Below are 16761 nucleotides of genomic sequence, written 5' to 3' on the forward strand. Positions count from 1 at the left end.
TCAGCCAAATCGCTGTTGCAGATACTGGATAATATCGCCGGACTCATACATCCAGGTATCGTCCTTTCCCTCTTCCTGAATACGCAGGCAGGGTACCTTAACTTTGCCGCCCATCTGTTGTAACTCATTGCGATCCTGACCATCCTTCATGGCATCCCGGGTTTGAATATTCAGCCCCAGTTTATGAATGGCTCTGCGGGTTTTAATACAGAATGGGCAAGCCATAAACTGATACAGGGCCATAGTTGTTGTTTGCGCGTCTACAGCAGCTTGTTGTTCTGGTGATCGCTTAATGGCTTTAGGTCGTGTGATTACATCTACGGTAGCGATGCCATAGCCCAACACATTACGAAAAATTTTTAATAGCATAGTCTGTGGTAACCAGTGGAAGAGTCCATTGTATAAGGTGTCCCGCCTGAAGTTTCTCAGGCGTAGAGTAAACCCATTATTTAAGCACAACCAATTTCGTGAATGTTATGGCATTAACGCTTTTTATGGAATGAAACTCTCAGTGTATGATGTGCACGCCTCACGGATAATAAGTGATAAAAAACTGCCCATAAGGAGACACCATGAAGCCGGAAACCATTGCTCTGCATGCAGGTTATGAGGGTGATCCAACGACCCATGCTGCCACAACCCCAATTTATCAGACGGTATCTTACACCTTTGATGATACTCAGCACGGTGCTGATCTTTTTGATCTGAAGGTCCCGGGTAATATTTACTCGCGGATCATGAATCCAACCAATGCTGTGCTGGAAGCCAGGCTGGCTGCCCTGGAAGGGGGAATTGGCGCATTAACAGTGGCGTCTGGCATGATGGCTATTACTTATGCTATTCAGACCATTGCTGATGCCGGTAGCAACATTGTATCAACCAGCCAGCTGTACGGTGGAACTTATAACCTGTTTGCCCATACCTTTCCCCGTCAGGGTATCAATGTACGCTTTGCTTCCCATGATGATTATGAGGAAATGGAAGCGTTGATTGATGAAAACACCCGTGCGGTTTTCTGTGAGTCCATTGGTAATCCTGCAGGAAATATTGTTGATCTGCAGAAACTGGCAGAACTCGCTCACAGACATGGTGTGCCACTCATCGTCGATAACACGGTTGCAACACCAATACTGTGTCGTCCAATTGAACACGGTGCTGACATTGTTGTGCACTCACTGACCAAATATGTGGGTGGTCATGGTACAACGCTGGGTGGTGTCATTATCGACAGTGGTAAGTTTGACTGGGCAGGAAATAAAGAGCGCTTTGCCATTCTTAATGAGCCGGACCCATCCTATCATGGTGTCGTTTATACCGAAGCACTGGGAGAGGCCGCCTACATTGGTCGAGCCAGAGTGGTGCCATTAAGAAATACCGGTGGAGCACTGGCCGCACAGAGTGCATTTCAGTTAATGCAGGGGCTGGAAACCCTGGCGCTTCGGATGGAAAGGCATTGTAAGAATGCTGAAAAGGCAGCCGCTTTTCTGCAGGATCACCCACTGGTGAGCTGGGTGAATTATGCAGCCCTGGATGACAGCCCCTATCGAGCAACTGCTGCTAAAATCACCAGTGGTAAGGCTTCCGGGATTGTAAGTTTTGGCATTAAAGGTGGTAAAGAAGCGGGTGCTCGATTCATTGATGCCCTGCAGATGATTCTGCGACTGGTAAATATTGGTGATGCCAAGTCTCTGGCTTGTCACCCGGCATCGACTACCCACCGTCAGCTTAATCCTCAAGAGCTTGAGTTAGCAGGTGTTTCTGAAGATATGGTCAGGCTGTCTATCGGTATTGAACATATCGACGATATTATCGCGGATATTGATCAGGCACTGAAAGCCAGTATCGCTTAACACCTCTATGCCAGACAGGTTCCTGTCTGGCTTTCCTCTCCTCTCCCTTCGGCTTTGTACGAACGGCCTCAGGTAATATCAGCGTGTTAGCTTTCAGGAGAATAGCCAGCTAACCAGCGCCATTCGAGAGGCAGGTAGTAAAGGAAGGCATAAGTAGGTGGAAGTTTGCTTTCGTATAAGCTGACCGAGCGAACAGTTGGTTTTGTTTGATGAACCAATCATAGCTAGTACATACGCTTCGGGCTGATGCAGAAAAACAATGGATAAAGAGCTTTAGAGAGAAGGTCACTGGCACGACGAACAAGAAGAAACAGGATGGAGCAGCAACAAAGGCGAAGAGAGGTAAGAGGCAGTCTTCACCAAAGAGAAAATAACGAACAAGGGTTGAGCTTCGCTCAGCCCTTGTGTTTAAAGTTGATTTAATCAGCCATAAATTTTATCCGGCAACCAGGTTACCAGTTCAGGCCATAGAGCCAGGGCACATAGCACCAGCAGCTGGATGATAATGAAAGGAATCACCCCTTTGTATATGTCAGATGTAGCCACTTCCGGTGGTGCAACACCACGGAGATAGAACAGGGCAAAGCCGAAAGGTGGTGTCAGGAATGAGGTCTGCAGGTTTACCGCAATCATAATGCCCAGCCATACCGGGTCGAGTCCCATAGCCAGAAGCACCGGCGCAACCATAGGCACCACTACGAAGGTTATCTCGATAAAGTCGAGAATAAAGCCCAGCAGAAACATCACCAGCATAACAATCAGTACCGCGGTAAATACGCCACCGGGCATGGCTTCAAAGTAGCTGTGGATAAGCTCTTCCCCATTAAAACCACGGAAGACCAGTGAGAAGATTGACGCACCAATAAGAATCAGGAAGACCATGCAGGTGACTTGTGTCGTTGATCTAACCACTTCGCCCATGGTTTTAATAGAGAGCTGCCTGCGCAGGGTGGCCAGAAAAATGGCACCAACCGCACCAACACTGGCAGCCTCTGTTGGTGTTGCTGCTCCCACCAGAATAGACCCCAGTACTGCAGCAATCAGCAGCAATGGCGGTAGAAGGTTTAGCCATAGAGGGTTCTCATTGCTCATCTCCTGAAGGTCTTCATCGGTCAGTGCAGGGGCAATATCAGGTCTCAGACGAGCGATGATAAGCAGATAGACGACATAGGAAAGAACCAGCAGTAAGCCAGGAATAATCGCACCAACAAACAAATCACCCACAGAAACCGTATCAGGGGAAAAAATACCCATCTTGATTTGAGATTGCTGATAAGCACTGGAAAGTACATCACCCAGTAATACCAGTGCGATTGATGGAGGAATAATCTGGCCCAGGCTGCCTGTGGCGCAGATAACACCGGTCGCCAGTGCGGGTGAATAGCCACGACGTAACATGGTTGGTAACGATAGCAGCCCCATAGTGACGACGGTAGCGCCCACTATTCCAGTACTGGCTGCCAGTAACATACCGACGACAATAACTGATAAACCGAGGCCTCCACGGGTTTTGCCAAACAGTTGCGCCATGCTTTCAAGCAGGCTTTCGGCTACTTTTGATTTTTCCAGCATCACGCCCATAAAGACAAACAAAGGAACTGCAATCAGTGTCTGGTTGGTGATAATGCCAAACATGCGACTCGGCAGGGCATACATCAGGGAAAGATCAAAAGCACCGAACAGTGAACCGGCACCAGCAAACAACAGGGCTGTGCCAGCCAGAGAAAAAGCCACAGGATAACCGGCCAGCAATACAACACAGACCGTCGCGAACATCAGAAAAGGAATCATGTCCATTATGCACTGACCTCCTGACGGTTCTCGATGCCTGCCAGAATCATCAGTGAGCGAAGTAATTCAGCCAGGCCCTGTAACAGGAGGGTGCACACCATCACCAGCAGAAGACTTTTTAACAGATAGATAAAAGGCAAGCCGCCGGGGTTCGCAGATTGCTCCAGAATCTGCCAGGAGCGGGTAACGTACTCCCAGCTCATGAATCCGATAAACAGGCAGACAGGGATGAGCATAAAAAGGGTGCCGAGGCTGTTAACCAGCGCTTGTCGCCGGGGGCTCATAGTCCGATAAAAAACATCAACCCTGACATGGCCATTATGTTTCAGTGTGTAGGCAGTGGCGCCCAGAAAGACCATGGCATGCAGGTACATGGCCGATTCCTGCATGGCAATGGAGCCAATGTTTAACAGATATCGAAGTACGACAACGGAGCAGACGACGAAAACCAGTAATAGCGTCAGCCAGCTGATCAATCTTCCTGTTCGTTCTGTGAAATGGTCAATGGCAGTGACTGCTGCTGCGATACGCTTCCATGCGGGATTCATACTGTCTTCCCCTGGCAGCCAGAATAAGGGCACTGGCTGCTTGTTATTATCGTTTTTATTGGCTTTCTATCTGCTTAACGCTGCTTCTGACTCATACTTTTTTGAATGCTGGATTAGTAAGGTAAAGGTTTGGTGGCGGTGGTCATCAGCAGACTTTGAGCGATGTCATTATAGGCTTGCCAGAGGCTGAGGATCAATTTGGATTATGACAGTATGAGAGCTTGCTAAGAAATTATTCTGCATTCATAGAATTGTCATATTCAGGCTCTATATTGAGATTCCAGACGTTAAGTAAGGAGGCTCACGCCTCTAATCAATCATTGATAGCCGAGAGCTGCAAATTAAAAAAGGCGTGCATTGCCTGGAGAGAAAAATATGAAAATAACAAAACTCATGACTGCTTTTAAATTAGTGCTGGCAGTATCTGCTACCGCAGCTTTTACTGCTGCTGCTGGTGCTGGTAGTGCAATGGCCAGCCAGTTGGATTCCTCTCTGCCAACGTATCAGAAGTCCAGTGGTGTTTCCGGCAACCTGTCCAGCGTTGGCTCAGACACTCTGGCTAATCTGATGACCCTGTGGGCAGAAGACTTTAAGCGTATCTACCCTAACGTTAATGTTCAGATTCAGGCTGCAGGTTCTTCTACCGCACCGCCTGCCCTGGCGGAAAGTACGTCTGATTTTGGCCCAATGAGCCGGAAGATGAAGGACAAAGAGCTGGAAGCATTTGAGAAGAAACATGGCTACAAGCCAACGGCTATTCCGGTGGCTATTGATGCGCTGGCTGTGTTTGTTAATAAAGACAACCCTATTAAAGGTCTGACCATGGCTGAAGTGGATGCCATATTCTCATCCACGCGCAAGTGTGGTGGAGACAAGGCGGTGAAGACCTGGGGTGATGTGGGTCTTGAAGGCTCCTGGAAAAATCGCTCAGTGCAGCTTTATGGCCGTAATTCTGTGTCCGGAACTTATGGTTACTTCAAGAAAAAAGCATTGTGCAAGGGTGATTTCAAGAACACTGTGAACGAGCAACCAGGTTCAGCTTCTGTCGTACAGTCTGTTTCTGCCTCCCTGAATGGCATTGGATATTCTGGTATTGGTTATAAAACCTCCAGTGTAAGAACAGTTGCCCTTGCCAGGAAAGAGGGACTGGCATTTGTTGAGGCGACTCCTCTGAATGCGGTTGATGGCAGTTACCCTATGTCTCGCTTCCTCTATGTCTATGTGAACAAGCAGCCAAATAAGCCACTGTCTCCACTTGAGCGTGAGTTCGTTAAGCTGGTTCTTTCCAGACAGGGACAGGAAGTTGTGGTTAAGGATGGTTATATTCCACTGCCGGGCAAGGTTGTTGACAAGTATCTGGCTCAACTGGGGCTTGATAATACGACAGTCGCCAGTAAGTAGTATTTTCGTGAATAAAAAAAGGGCTGATTTATCAGCCCTTTTTTTGGTTACAGAATCATCGCCGCGATCCAGGCAAACAGGATCATGGGGAAATTGAAGTGTAAGAAGGTGGGAATCACGGTGTCACGAATATGGTCGTGCTGGCCGTCTACATTAAGTCCCGCAGTAGGGCCAATGGTGGAGTCGGAGGCTGGAGAGCCTGCATCGCCAAGCGCACCGGATGCGCCAACGATAGCGGCGGTTGCCAGAGGTGAAAAGCCGAGAGCCAGTGCTAATGGGACAAAGAGCGTAGCAATAATGGGAATCGTCGAGAATGAAGAGCCGATGCCCATAGTGATCAACAATCCAACGAACAGCATCAGCAATGCTGCCAGGGGCTTGCTGCCAAAAACCAATTCCTCAACCATGGAGACCAGGGCCGGGATGTCTCCGGTTGCCCTGAGTACTTCTGCAAAGCCGGATGCAGAGATCATGATGAAGCCACAAAGTGCCATCATTCTTACACCCTGGGCAAAAACATCATCTGCTTCCCGCCAGTGCACAATACCGCCCAGCATCATCATCATGAAGCCGGTTGCTGCACCCAGGGCCATGGAGTCAGTGAAAAGCTGAACACCCAGCGCGATAGCAATAGAGACCAGTGTTATCAATACGGCTTTGGGTTTCATGGATTGCTGGTTCTCTCCAGCGGTTTCCAGGGCACTCTCTTCAATGTGGTAGTGACGGGGTTTCCGGTAAGTCCAGAAAACAGCCACCAAAAGGCCCAAAAACATACCGAACACTGGCAATGCCATGGCCAATGGCATCAGGTCAGGATCAATGTTCAAGCCATTCTCGATGAGATTTCCGGCCAGAATCTGGGTCAGGTAGATATTACCGAAGCCAATAGGCACAAGCAGATAAGTTGCGATCAAACCAAATGACAGAGTGCTCGCTACAGCCCGGCGATCAAGTTGCAGGAAACTGAATACACCCAGAAGGGGGGGGATAAGAATGGGTATAAAAGCAATGTGTACCGGCACCAGGTTTTGAGAAGCAAATGCCATCAGCAAAAGACTTCCCAGAATGGAAATCCGGATACCCGCTGTTTTGTGGGTTCTGGCTACCCGCTGAATAATACGGTCTGCCAGCCACTGGGGAATTCCGGATGCTGATATGGCCATGGCAAAGGCACCCAGCATAGCGTAACTGATGGCGATGGTGGCACCGCCCCCCAATCCTTCGGTAAAAGCAGCGAGTGTTGTTTCAAAGCCCAGCCCACCCGCAAGTCCACCACCAATCGCACCGAGAAAAAGCGCGAGTACAACATTTACACGCAAGACACTCAAGGTCAGCATGATGGCAACAGCCAAAATGACAGCGTTCATAAAAATCCAGTTTTGTTGCTCTTTTTCATTAACAGTGGTTTACGATGCTTCAATCCACAGCTTAACTGTCAGAACTCATTGAGCGCACTCGCATCCGGCGATTAGTATTGCCTTAAGAGCATTTATTCCAAGTAGAAATAATATTATATCCATCTTGAGGCTAGAAGCTCTGGCGACAAAAATAAATATGTTCAGTTATGGTCGTCTATTGTTCCGGCGCTGTTTAGATCAATGGTGGTGTCGATGGGAATGCAGAGACGGGATGGTAGAAAGGGCAGAGTTGCGCGGTTCTGTTCGGGCATCAGTATTTTGCGGTGATATAATTTTTCTGAGTAGCATCATTATTGTCTCTGATCATTATGCTCTTACAACAGGATCTGCGAGTACTGAATTTTGTACTCACCACAGTCCGTAGCACAAGTTAAATTACAATGATCTGTCTACTCAGGCAATGATTTTTTCCCATGTCATCTTACTGTCATATTGATCTTATATGTTATTTCCATGATTTAATCCGGCTTGCGCTATGTATCAAAAATCGATAGATAACAGCCCGGGTATTGATTTCAATACGCCGGCATTAAAAAAATATCGTTCCCTGCGTTTTTTAAAAGATCGTATGGCCCGCTGGGGAGTTGCTTCCGGTGGGCTTGGTGTGATTTTAGCGATCCTGCTGATTTTCTTTTACCTGCTTTATGAAGTATTGCCGCTTTTTAAAAGCGCTGAAATAACGCCGGTCTCCTCGTATTCGACCTCGATTGTCTCGGCTAACGAGAACAACACACCGTTGTTCCTGTCTGTAGAAGAGCAGGCCGAAATAGCCATGAAGGCAGACGCTTCAGGGAGCCTGCGTTTTTTTGCTACACAATCCGGGGAGTGGCTGAAGAATGAGTCATTACCGGTACCTGCAGGCAGTGAAGTCGTTCAGGTGGTTAACGATGCTGCCGACTCCGGTCTGATGGCGGCAGGTCTGACCAATGGTGAGATTATTGTTTTCAAGCAGGATTATAAAATCACCTGGCCTGATGACCGGCGGAAGATTACGCCGGAGATCAGTTATCCTTATGACAATCAGCCTGTTGCATTTAGCAGTGTATCAGCCCCGGTCTCCCGGCTGGCGATCAGTGATGGTGAAGAAAAACTGCTGGTGGTTGCCAGTATCAATAACCAGCTGGTGATGAATGCTTTCAATAAGGAAGAGGATTTTCTTACGGAATCCGTCACCATTGAGCAGCAGTCGGTCAGGCTGCCGGTTATCAGCGAGCTTTCTGCTGATAGTGAGTTGAATGTTCGCAGGCTGCTTATTGATCCGGAGCAGTCCTGGCTCTATGTCCTCAGTGGTAACAGCCAGCTGACGGTTATTGATATCCGTGATATTGATCGTCCATTTATTCATGAGACGGTTGACTTGACGACTCCCGGTACTGAGGTAACTGACCTGCAGTTTCTTTTGGGTGGTGTTTCCCTGCTGGTGGGTGACTCGAAAGGAACCATTGCCCAATGGTTTATGGTTCGTGAGAACGACAACCTGAATCTGAAGAATATCCGCTCCTTCAGTATTGGGAATGACCCTGTTGATACGATTGTTCCGGAGCATCGTCGCAAGGGGTTCCTGGCCTCAGATGTTAATGGTCAGGTTGGACTGTTTTACACCACAGCCAATCGTTCCCTGCTGGTGGAGCCTCTTTCTGATGGCCGGATTGATCAGATGGCGATAGCCCCCAGGGGAAATTATCTGATTCTGGAAAGCGGGGGAGAAACCCGTTTTCTCAATATTGCTAATGAGCATCCGGAGATTTCCTGGTCTGCCCTTTGGGGAAAGGTCTGGTATGAGTCTTACAGCCAGCCCGATTATGTATGGCAGTCCTCAGCCTCCAATAATGATTTTGAGCCCAAGCTGAGTTTAATGCCGCTCTCCTTTGGCACGCTCAAAGCGGCTTTTTATGCCATGCTGCTGGCTGCGCCTCTGGCTATTTGTGCGGCCATTTATACCGCTTACTTTATGGCACCGGCCATGCGCAGGAAGGTAAAGCCCGTTATTGAATTGATGGAAGCGCTGCCAACCGTCATTCTGGGTTTCCTCGCCGGTCTCTGGCTGGCTCCCCTGATTGAGAATCAGCTGGCGGGTATTTTTGCGCTGCTGCTGTTTATCCCTGTGGGCATTCTGCTTTTTGCGTTTGGCTGGGATAGTCTGCCTTCCCGTATTCGTCATCGGGTTCCTGATGGCCTGCAGGCCGGGTTGCTGGTACCTGTGGTACTGGTCAGTGGTGCCCTTGCCATGTTACTCGGTTCCAGTCTGGAGCTTTGGTTTTTTGGTGGCGATATGAGCGCCTGGCTGACGTCGGAGCTGGGTATTCCTTATGACCAGCGTAATGCGCTGGTGGTGGGGCTGGCCATGGGCTTTGCCGTGATCCCAACCATTTTTTCCATTGCCGAAGACGCTATTTTCAGTGTGCCGAGGCATCTGACCTATGGGTCTCTGGCTTTGGGAGCAACCCCATGGCAGACCCTTACCCGGGTAGTACTGCTGACGGCCAGCCCGGGTATTTTCTCGGCACTGATGATTGGTATGGGACGGGCTGTGGGTGAAACCATGATTGTCCTGATGGCGACGGGGAATACGCCCATTATGGATGCCAATATTTTCGAAGGGATGCGGACACTGGCAGCCAATATTGCTGTTGAAATGCCTGAGACAGAGGTGGGTAGCAGTCATTATCGGGTCCTCTTTCTGGCGGCGCTGGTGTTGTTCCTGTTTACCTTTGTGGTGAACACGGCAGCGGAGATTGTTCGCCATCGGCTCCGTAAGAAATACAGCTCCTTGTAAGGGAAAGAAATTACCATGAATAAAACCCTTCAAGATTCCAGAAAGCGCTCTGTTGGAGCATGGATTAAAAGTGGTTCTCCCTGGGTCTGGCTTAATGCCGGTGCTGTGGCCATCAGCCTGATTATGGTTATTGGGTTGTTGGGGCTGATTGCTGTTCGTGGGCTGGGTCATTTCTGGCCCGGGCAGGTAATGGTGGCGGAGTATCAGCCACCGGGGCAGACCATCAGAACCATTGCCGGTGAAATTACCGACAGTGAGGAAGTGCCGGCAACCCGTCTTGCAGCAGCAGGCCTTGAGATCTCCGGTGATCGTGAATGGTATACCCGTGACCTGATAAAGCAGGGCAACCGGGATCTCAGTGGCGTTGATTTTGTCTGGATCGTGGATGAGTGGTTGAGCAATCGCCGTTATCCCAAAGAGCTCATAGTGCTTGAGCGCCGTGAGTGGGGCAACTTCTATGGATTCCTTGAGTCCGTTCAGGAAGACGGAGCCACTATTGCCAGTGGTGAATCGGTCTACAGGGTGTTTAACAAGCGTCTGGCCCGGGCTCTGGACATTTATGACGCCATCTACCAGATAGAGAAATACGATATTGGCTCGGTTAATGCCGCAATGGAACAGCTACGGCTGGCTGAACGTCGGCTGGAAATGAGTGGCAACATTGATCCGGTTGGTCAGACAGAGATTCAGGCTGAGCGAAAGTTGCTGAACCTGGCGTATCAGAAGCTGGAATCGCAGCTGGGTGATCTTTACCGTGCTTTTCATCGGGACAGTTTTGTTGCCAGAACCATTGATGGGAAAATGCTGGAACAGCCTATCAGTAAGGTCGTCCGTGTTTATCAGCCTAATACCCTGTCATTGGCAGAGAAGGTTGGATTTTACGTTGACAAGGTGGGTGAGTTTATCCTGGATGATCCTCGTGAGGCCAACACGGAAGGGGGTGTTTTTCCGGCGATTTTTGGCACGGTGATGATGGTTATTCTGATGTCCATTATGGTGACTCCTTTTGGTGTGATTGCTGCTGTTTATCTCCGGGAATACGCCAGTCAGGGCTGGGTGACACGGGCTATCCGGATAGCGGTGAATAATCTGGCCGGTGTCCCGTCGATTGTTTATGGCGTCTTCGGTCTTGGCTTTTTCATCTATTTTGCCGGTGCTCAAATCGACCAGTTATTTTTCCCTGAAGCGTTGCCATCCCCCACATTCGGTACACCCGGCCTGCTCTGGGCTTCTATTACTCTGGCGCTGTTAACATTGCCGGTGGTTATTGTGGCGACGGAGGAAGGCTTGTCTCGAGTTCCCCGTTCAGTACGGGAGGGCAGTCTGGCGCTTGGCGCAACCAAAGCAGAAACGCTGTGGCGGGTGGTGTTACCTATGGCCAGCCCGGCAATGATGACCGGTTTGATTCTGGCGGTTGCACGAGCGGCGGGTGAAGTTGCTCCCCTGATGCTGGTGGGTGTCGTTAAACTGGCGCCCAGCTTGCCGCTGGATGGCAACTACCCATACCTGCACCTTGACCAGAAGTTTATGCATTTGGGCTTTCATATTTTTGATGTGGGTTTCCAAAGCCCCAATGTCGAAGCAGCAAGGCCCCTGGTTTATGCCACAGCGTTGCTGCTGGTGATTGTTATTGCTGTGCTGAATCTCTCTGCCGTTGCCATTCGCAATCGTTTACGAGAAAAATACAAGAGCCTTGAGGATTGAGTGCCATGTTTGAAGAGACGCTGAGTGAGGCACTGACAGTTAAAACCCCCATTTCCAGAGCATTCAATCCTGAGTCTCTGGGACGTAACCGCGCCGTATTGAATCTGGAGCAGGAACAGACCAGCATGGAAATGTCTGGCCTGAACCTTTTCTATGATGACAAGCAGGCGCTGTTTGATATTTCCATGAAGATTCCCCAGAAGCGTGTCACCGCTTTTATAGGGCCGTCTGGATGTGGTAAATCCACACTGCTGCGCAGCATGAACCGGATGAATGACCTGGTGGATGGCTGTCGGGTGAATGGCAAAATTCTGCTGGATGACCCTTCTGGTAACAAGCTCAATATTTACGAAAAATCAGTCAATGTGGCTGATCTTCGCCGCCGGGTAGGGATGGTGTTTCAGAAACCGAATCCATTCCCCAAAAGTATTTATGAGAATGTTGCTTACGGCCTGCGAATACAGGGCATCAATAAAAAGCGGATTCTGGATGAGGTTGTAGAGTGGGCCCTGAGAGCTGCTGCACTGTGGAATGAAGTAAAAGACCGGCTGCATGAAAGTGCCCTGGGTTTGTCGGGTGGTCAGCAACAGCGTCTGGTGATTGCCCGAACCATTGCGGTAGAGCCGGAAGTATTGCTGCTGGACGAACCGGCATCGGCACTTGACCCCATTTCAACCTTGAAGATCGAAGAGCTGATCAATGAGTTGAAGTCCAGGTTCACTATTGTCATTGTCACCCATAATATGCAGCAGGCTGCCCGGGTTTCCGATTACACCGCATTTATGTATATGGGGCAGATGGTTGAATACGGCGATACCGATACGTTGTTCACCAATCCCCGCAAGAAACAGACTGAAGATTATATTACCGGACGTTACGGCTGAGGATGATCCATGCCAAACCAAAGCGATTTGCTGACCCATCATATTTCCCAGCAATTCAATAATGAACTGGAAGAGCTGCGGAATAATTTGCTGGCCATGGGCGGAATGGTTGAGAAGCAGGTCAGTGATGCTATTGAGGCACTGATCAACGCTGACAGTGATCTGGCCATGGTTGTCTGTGAAAAAGACCACGATGTGAATTTTATGGAAATCTCCATTGATCAGGAGTGCTCAAGAATTCTGGCTCGCCGACAGCCTGCAGCCAGTGATTTGAGGCTGGTTCTGGCTTGCACCAAAGTGGCCACTGACCTTGAGCGTATTGGTGATGAAGCGGCTAAAATTGCCCGGTTCGCCATTAAATTGTCAGAGCAGGGTGAGGCTCCCAAGGGGTATATAGAAACCCGTCATATTGGCAGTCATGTCAGTCAGATGACCCGGGATGCCCTTGATGCCTTTGCCCGATTTGATGCTGAGAAAGCGCTGGCGGTCGCCAAGGAAGATAAAGCGGTGGATCGGGAGTACGAAAGTGCGACCCGTGAGCTGGTGACTTACATGATGGAGGATCCCCGCTCAATCACCCGGGTTTTGAATATTATGTGGGTGCTGCGTTCATTGGAACGTATTGGCGATCATGCCAGAAATATTGCGGAATATGTTATTTACCTTGTTAAGGGTACCGATGTCCGCCATATTGGTTTGAAGAGGATGCAGGAAGAAGTATTTGATACTCCTGTAAAAGATTGATTCCTATTTAAAGGGGTAAATATTGTATTTTTAATTCTGGTGGGGGAGTTATTTTCCCACCAGAAAGTTAAATTCTGTTTTCTGATTAAATATCTAATTTGTTTTTATTCGATTCGATCTTCGATAGTCAATCAATTAATCATAAATCTGCGCTACTCTATAAATTAATACCCTTCATGCAACCAGGCTGTTTGTTGCTGAAACGATCTCGTATAAAAACACGGATGAAATAATCAGCAGGTAGCTATGAATTACTCCAGTACTATGGATGAGAACTGGGATGTTCCCAATGAACAACCCGAAAGCGGAGATGCTCTGCTTGAATGCCTTGCCCTGTTAACAAGACACTATGGCAACCCATACTCCCGGGAATCACTGAAAGCCGGAATGCCCCTTGAGAATGGCCGATTTACCACGGAAGTCTTTATCAGGGCTTCGGAAAAAGCGGGGTTGGTCTGTAAAGTTCACAAAAGAAAATTGTCCGATATATCTTCTCTGGTGGTTCCGGTTGTTTTATTACTAAATCAAAAACGAGCCTGCATTCTGATTGAAATGGATCATGACGAAGGTATCGCTCAAATCATTATGCCGGAAACCAGCGAGGGCGTTAAAAAAATCACGCTTGAGCAGCTTGAAGAGTACTTTAGCGGTTATGTTATTTATATTCGTGAAAAACACCGGTATGACCAGCGAACACCGGAGAAATTAAATCTTAAATCCCGTCACTGGTTCTGGGGGACGATTCTCGGCTCCTGGAGAATCTACCGTGATGTATTGCTGGCTTCCCTGTTGATTAATATTTTTGTGGTAGCCAGTCCGCTGTTTGTAATGAATGTTTATGATCGTGTCGTGCCAAACCAGGCTTTTGATACACTTTGGGTGTTAGCCATTGGTGCGTTTATTGTTTTCAGCTTTGATTTTGTCATGAAAACGGTGCGCAGTTATTTCATTGACCTGGCGGGCAAAAAATCCGACATTTTATTGTCATCCCGAATAATGGAACAGGTGCTTGGGTTGAGTATGAAGGCCAGGCCAGCATCGGTTGGCTCCTTTGCCAAGAACCTTCAGGATTTTGAGAGTATTCGGGAATTTATTACCTCATCAACCGTGACGGCCCTGGTTGATTTACCGTTCACGATGATCATTCTTTTTGTTATTTTCACCCTGGGCGGCCCTCTGGCCATTGTTCCTCTGGCAGCGATGGTGATTATTGGTCTTTACAGTTTTGCGATTCAGGGGCCTTTACGCAGCTCTGTTGAAAAGACCCTCAGATCCAGCGCGCAAAAGAATGCCACTCTGATTGAGAGTTTGTCCGGGATGGAAGCGATCAAGATAACCCAGGCTGAAAGTGACATTCAGTATAAATGGGAAAAATCGGTCAGCCATATTGCTACCTGGGGTATTAAAACCAAGCTGTTGACCACTTCCGCCACCAACTTCAGTGCTTACACGCAACAGATCGCCAATATTGGCATGATCATTATGGGCGTTTACCTGATTACTGACGGTGACTTGAGCATGGGCGGGCTGATTGCTTCAGTGATGCTCTCTGGCCGATGCCTTGCACCGATGGCTCAGATTGCCGGACTGTCTACCCGTTACAACCAGTCAAAAGCGGCGTTGGATGGTCTGAATCAGATTATGGACATGCCGGTTGAGCGTCATGAAGACCGGGATTATGTCAATCGTCCGGATTTGCAGGGTAACATTGAGTTTGATGGCGTTAACTTTGCCTACCCCGATCAGGAAATTCAGGCGCTTCGTAATGTTTCTCTCAAAATAAAAGCGGGTGAAAAAGTCGGCATTATTGGCCGTATTGGCTCCGGCAAAACCACCATTGAAAAGCTGATTCTTGGCTTATATGAGCCCGATGAAGGTGCCGTGCGCGTTGACGGGATTGATCTTCGCCAGATCAACCCAACCGATTTACGGTCAAGCATTGGTTGTGTCAGTCAGGATATAAACCTCTTTTACGGTTCGATTAAAGACAACATCACACTGGGTGCCAACCACGTTGAAGACAGCCAGTTATTGGAGGCTGCCGAGATTGCCGGTGTCACCGAGTTTGCTAATAAGCACCCCAATGGTCTGGATATGATCGTGGGTGAGCGTGGGCAGAACCTTTCCGGCGGTCAGCGGCAGAGCATTGCTCTGGCACGAGCGTTACTGATGAATCCCCCCATTCTTCTTATGGATGAGCCATCCAGCTCCATGGATAACACCACGGAGTTACGGTTGAAGAAGCAGCTAAAAGAACGGTGTCAGGACAAAACACTGGTGCTGGTTACCCATAAGGCTTCCATGCTGGATCTGGTGGATCGGTTGATTGTGCTCGACAGTGGCCGCGTGGTGGCTGATGGGCCGAAGGATCAGGTGCATGCGGCGTTGAAGCAGGGCAAGTTAAAAATTGACTAAATTATTAAACAGGTTGTGAATATGAGCGCCAATAGCGATGGAAAGCACAATAGCTCAGAGGATGAGTTAATGAGTCAGCAGGGTCAGCCTTCAGATAATAACGAGAACCCGGTCGATAGCCAGCCTGAGAGCCAGGGCATGGCGATGGAAGGAGGGGCAGAGAATATCCACGAAGAGGATATGGAGTACATCTCTGATGCCAATGCAGCCATGCTGATGAAAACCCCCAGAGGTGGGCGGCTGCTCATTTATACCATGTTGCTGGCCCTTGTCTCAGCCATTACCTGGGCCAGTTTTGCCCGGCTGGATGAAATTACCCGGGGTATGGGCATTGTCATTCCCTCATCCCGTTTGCAGCTGGTGCAAAACCTGGAAGGGGGGATTCTCGAGAAGCTGTTTGTTGCAGAAGGCCAGCAGGTGGCTGCCGGACAACCCCTCGCGCAATTGGATGATACCCAGTTCTCATCCAACTTTCGGGAAAGTGCCATTGAGTACTACAGTCAGATGGCTAAAGCCGCCAGGTTGAAGGCTGAACTGTCGGGTGAGCCGTTGGAATTTCCGGAAGCACTCGGTGATTACTCCGATTACGTTGACCGCGAGAAAGATGTCTACCGGCAGCGGGCAGACCAGCTTAAGGCAGAGTTGAATGTTGCTAATGAGCAGGCGCTCCAGGCAAAACATGAGCTGACGTCAGCGAAAGTTCAATGGGAATTTCTAACCACCAGTTATGAACTGGGTAACGATGAGCTGGAGCTAACGGTTCCTCTTGCAGAACAGGGCGTTGTCTCAAAAGTGGAGTTGTTACAACTGAAGCAAAGGGTTAATGATCTTGAGGCTGACAAACGAAGAACCGAGCTGAGCATTCCAAAGCTTCAGGCGGGCTATAAGGAGGCATTGGCGAGAAAAGTAGAGGTCAGGCAGCAATTTCGTGCAGACGTGGTACAGGAACTGAAAAAGACTGAGGTTCATCTTGACCAGTTAAACGAATCCAATAGTGCTATGGAAGATCAGGTGGATCGCACATTAGTCCGCTCGCCCATGGATGGTATTGTTAAAAAAATCCATGTCACCACGGTGGGGGGAGTTGTGCAGCCGGGCATGAGCCTGATGGAAATTGTCCCCCTGGAGGACAATTTAATGATAGAGACGCAGGTACAGCCCAAGGACATTGGTTTCCTGCGTGAAGGCATGAAGGCGATCGTCAAACTGACTGCTTATGATTTTGCCATA

Annotated in this window: 12 protein-coding genes; 8 read left to right on the plus strand and 4 right to left on the minus strand. The window is 49.0% G+C overall.

The features are described from left to right. The gene (locus RM811_RS03330; protein WP_402520743.1) at positions 1-369 is read right to left on the minus strand and encodes a glutaredoxin family protein; all 369 of its coding nucleotides are present in this window, start codon (positions 367-369) and stop codon (positions 1-3) included. A gap of 203 nt (positions 370-572) precedes the next feature. Here RM811_RS03330 and RM811_RS03335 point away from each other — a divergent pair, with 203 nt between their 5' ends. Next, positions 573-1850, plus strand: coding sequence for an O-acetylhomoserine aminocarboxypropyltransferase/cysteine synthase family protein (locus RM811_RS03335; protein WP_402520745.1), 1278 nt, complete (start codon positions 573-575; stop codon positions 1848-1850). 423 nt (positions 1851-2273) lie between these two features. On the opposite strand, the gene RM811_RS03340 is transcribed toward RM811_RS03335, so the two are convergent. Continuing rightward, positions 2274-3647, minus strand: coding sequence for a TRAP transporter large permease subunit (locus tag RM811_RS03340; protein WP_402520747.1), 1374 nt, complete (start codon positions 3645-3647; stop codon positions 2274-2276). Next, positions 3647-4189, minus strand: coding sequence for a TRAP transporter small permease subunit (locus RM811_RS03345; RefSeq protein ID WP_402520749.1), 543 nt, complete (start codon positions 4187-4189; stop codon positions 3647-3649). The genes RM811_RS03340 and RM811_RS03345 overlap by 1 nt, the downstream gene beginning before the upstream one ends. Before the next feature lie 375 nt (positions 4190-4564). Here RM811_RS03345 and RM811_RS03350 point away from each other — a divergent pair, with 375 nt between their 5' ends. Continuing rightward, positions 4565-5590, plus strand: a complete 1026-nt coding sequence (locus RM811_RS03350) for a PstS family phosphate ABC transporter substrate-binding protein (protein WP_402520751.1) — start codon at positions 4565-4567, stop codon at positions 5588-5590. Positions 5591-5637: 47 nt separating this feature from the next. Here RM811_RS03350 and RM811_RS03355 read toward each other — a convergent pair whose 3' ends face one another. Next, entirely contained in the window at positions 5638-6957 is a 1320-nt protein-coding gene (locus RM811_RS03355) for a Na+/H+ antiporter family protein (RefSeq protein WP_402520753.1), read from the minus strand. A gap of 526 nt (positions 6958-7483) precedes the next feature. On the opposite strand from RM811_RS03355, the gene RM811_RS03360 reads away from it, so the two are divergent. The 6 genes from RM811_RS03360 to RM811_RS03385 form a co-directional block, all read left to right on the plus strand. Next, positions 7484-9784, plus strand: a complete 2301-nt coding sequence (locus tag RM811_RS03360) for an ABC transporter permease subunit (RefSeq protein ID WP_402520755.1) — start codon at positions 7484-7486, stop codon at positions 9782-9784. 15 nt (positions 9785-9799) lie between these two features. Continuing rightward, positions 9800-11488 carry a phosphate ABC transporter permease PstA gene (pstA, locus tag RM811_RS03365; protein ID WP_402520757.1) on the plus strand — a complete coding sequence of 563 codons (1689 nt, stop codon included), beginning with the start codon at positions 9800-9802 and terminating at the stop codon, positions 11486-11488. Between the two features lie 20 nt (positions 11489-11508). After that, entirely contained in the window at positions 11509-12372 is an 864-nt protein-coding gene (gene pstB / locus RM811_RS03370) for a phosphate ABC transporter ATP-binding protein PstB (RefSeq protein ID WP_402520765.1), read from the plus strand. A 9-nt stretch (positions 12373-12381) separates the two neighbouring features. Beyond that, the gene (phoU, locus tag RM811_RS03375) at positions 12382-13116 is read left to right on the plus strand and encodes a phosphate signaling complex protein PhoU (protein WP_402520759.1); all 735 of its coding nucleotides are present in this window, start codon (positions 12382-12384) and stop codon (positions 13114-13116) included. Positions 13117-13362: 246 nt separating this feature from the next. Beyond that, positions 13363-15531 (plus strand): type I secretion system permease/ATPase, encoded by a 2169-nt coding sequence (locus tag RM811_RS03380; protein WP_402520761.1) that lies wholly within the window; start codon positions 13363-13365, stop codon positions 15529-15531. A gap of 21 nt (positions 15532-15552) precedes the next feature. Beyond that, on the plus strand, positions 15553-16761 hold a 1209-nt coding region (locus RM811_RS03385; protein WP_402520763.1), incomplete at its 3' end, for an HlyD family type I secretion periplasmic adaptor subunit.

Origin of the sequence: Endozoicomonas sp. (genome assembly GCF_031844845.1) — a bacterium.
In the GTDB taxonomy this organism is placed as follows: domain Bacteria; phylum Pseudomonadota; class Gammaproteobacteria; order Pseudomonadales; family Endozoicomonadaceae; genus Endozoicomonas.

Bases quoted from the DNA above. Each gene is read 5' to 3' on its own strand.
- RM811_RS03330 (WP_402520743.1), bottom strand. From the start codon at position 369: ATGCTATTAAAAATTTTTCGTAATGTGTTGGGCTATGGCATCGCTACC.
- RM811_RS03335 (WP_402520745.1), top strand. From the start codon at position 573: ATGAAGCCGGAAACCATTGCTCTGCATGCAGGTTATGAGGGTGATCCA.
- RM811_RS03340 (WP_402520747.1), bottom strand. From the start codon at position 3,647: ATGGACATGATTCCTTTTCTGATGTTCGCGACGGTCTGTGTTGTATTG.
- RM811_RS03345 (WP_402520749.1), bottom strand. From the start codon at position 4,189: ATGAATCCCGCATGGAAGCGTATCGCAGCAGCAGTCACTGCCATTGAC.
- RM811_RS03350 (WP_402520751.1), top strand. From the start codon at position 4,565: ATGAAAATAACAAAACTCATGACTGCTTTTAAATTAGTGCTGGCAGTA.
- RM811_RS03355 (WP_402520753.1), bottom strand. From the start codon at position 6,957: ATGAACGCTGTCATTTTGGCTGTTGCCATCATGCTGACCTTGAGTGTC.
- RM811_RS03360 (WP_402520755.1), top strand. From the start codon at position 7,484: ATGTATCAAAAATCGATAGATAACAGCCCGGGTATTGATTTCAATACG.
- pstA (WP_402520757.1), top strand. From the start codon at position 9,800: ATGAATAAAACCCTTCAAGATTCCAGAAAGCGCTCTGTTGGAGCATGG.
- phoU (WP_402520759.1), top strand. From the start codon at position 12,382: ATGCCAAACCAAAGCGATTTGCTGACCCATCATATTTCCCAGCAATTC.
- RM811_RS03380 (WP_402520761.1), top strand. From the start codon at position 13,363: ATGAATTACTCCAGTACTATGGATGAGAACTGGGATGTTCCCAATGAA.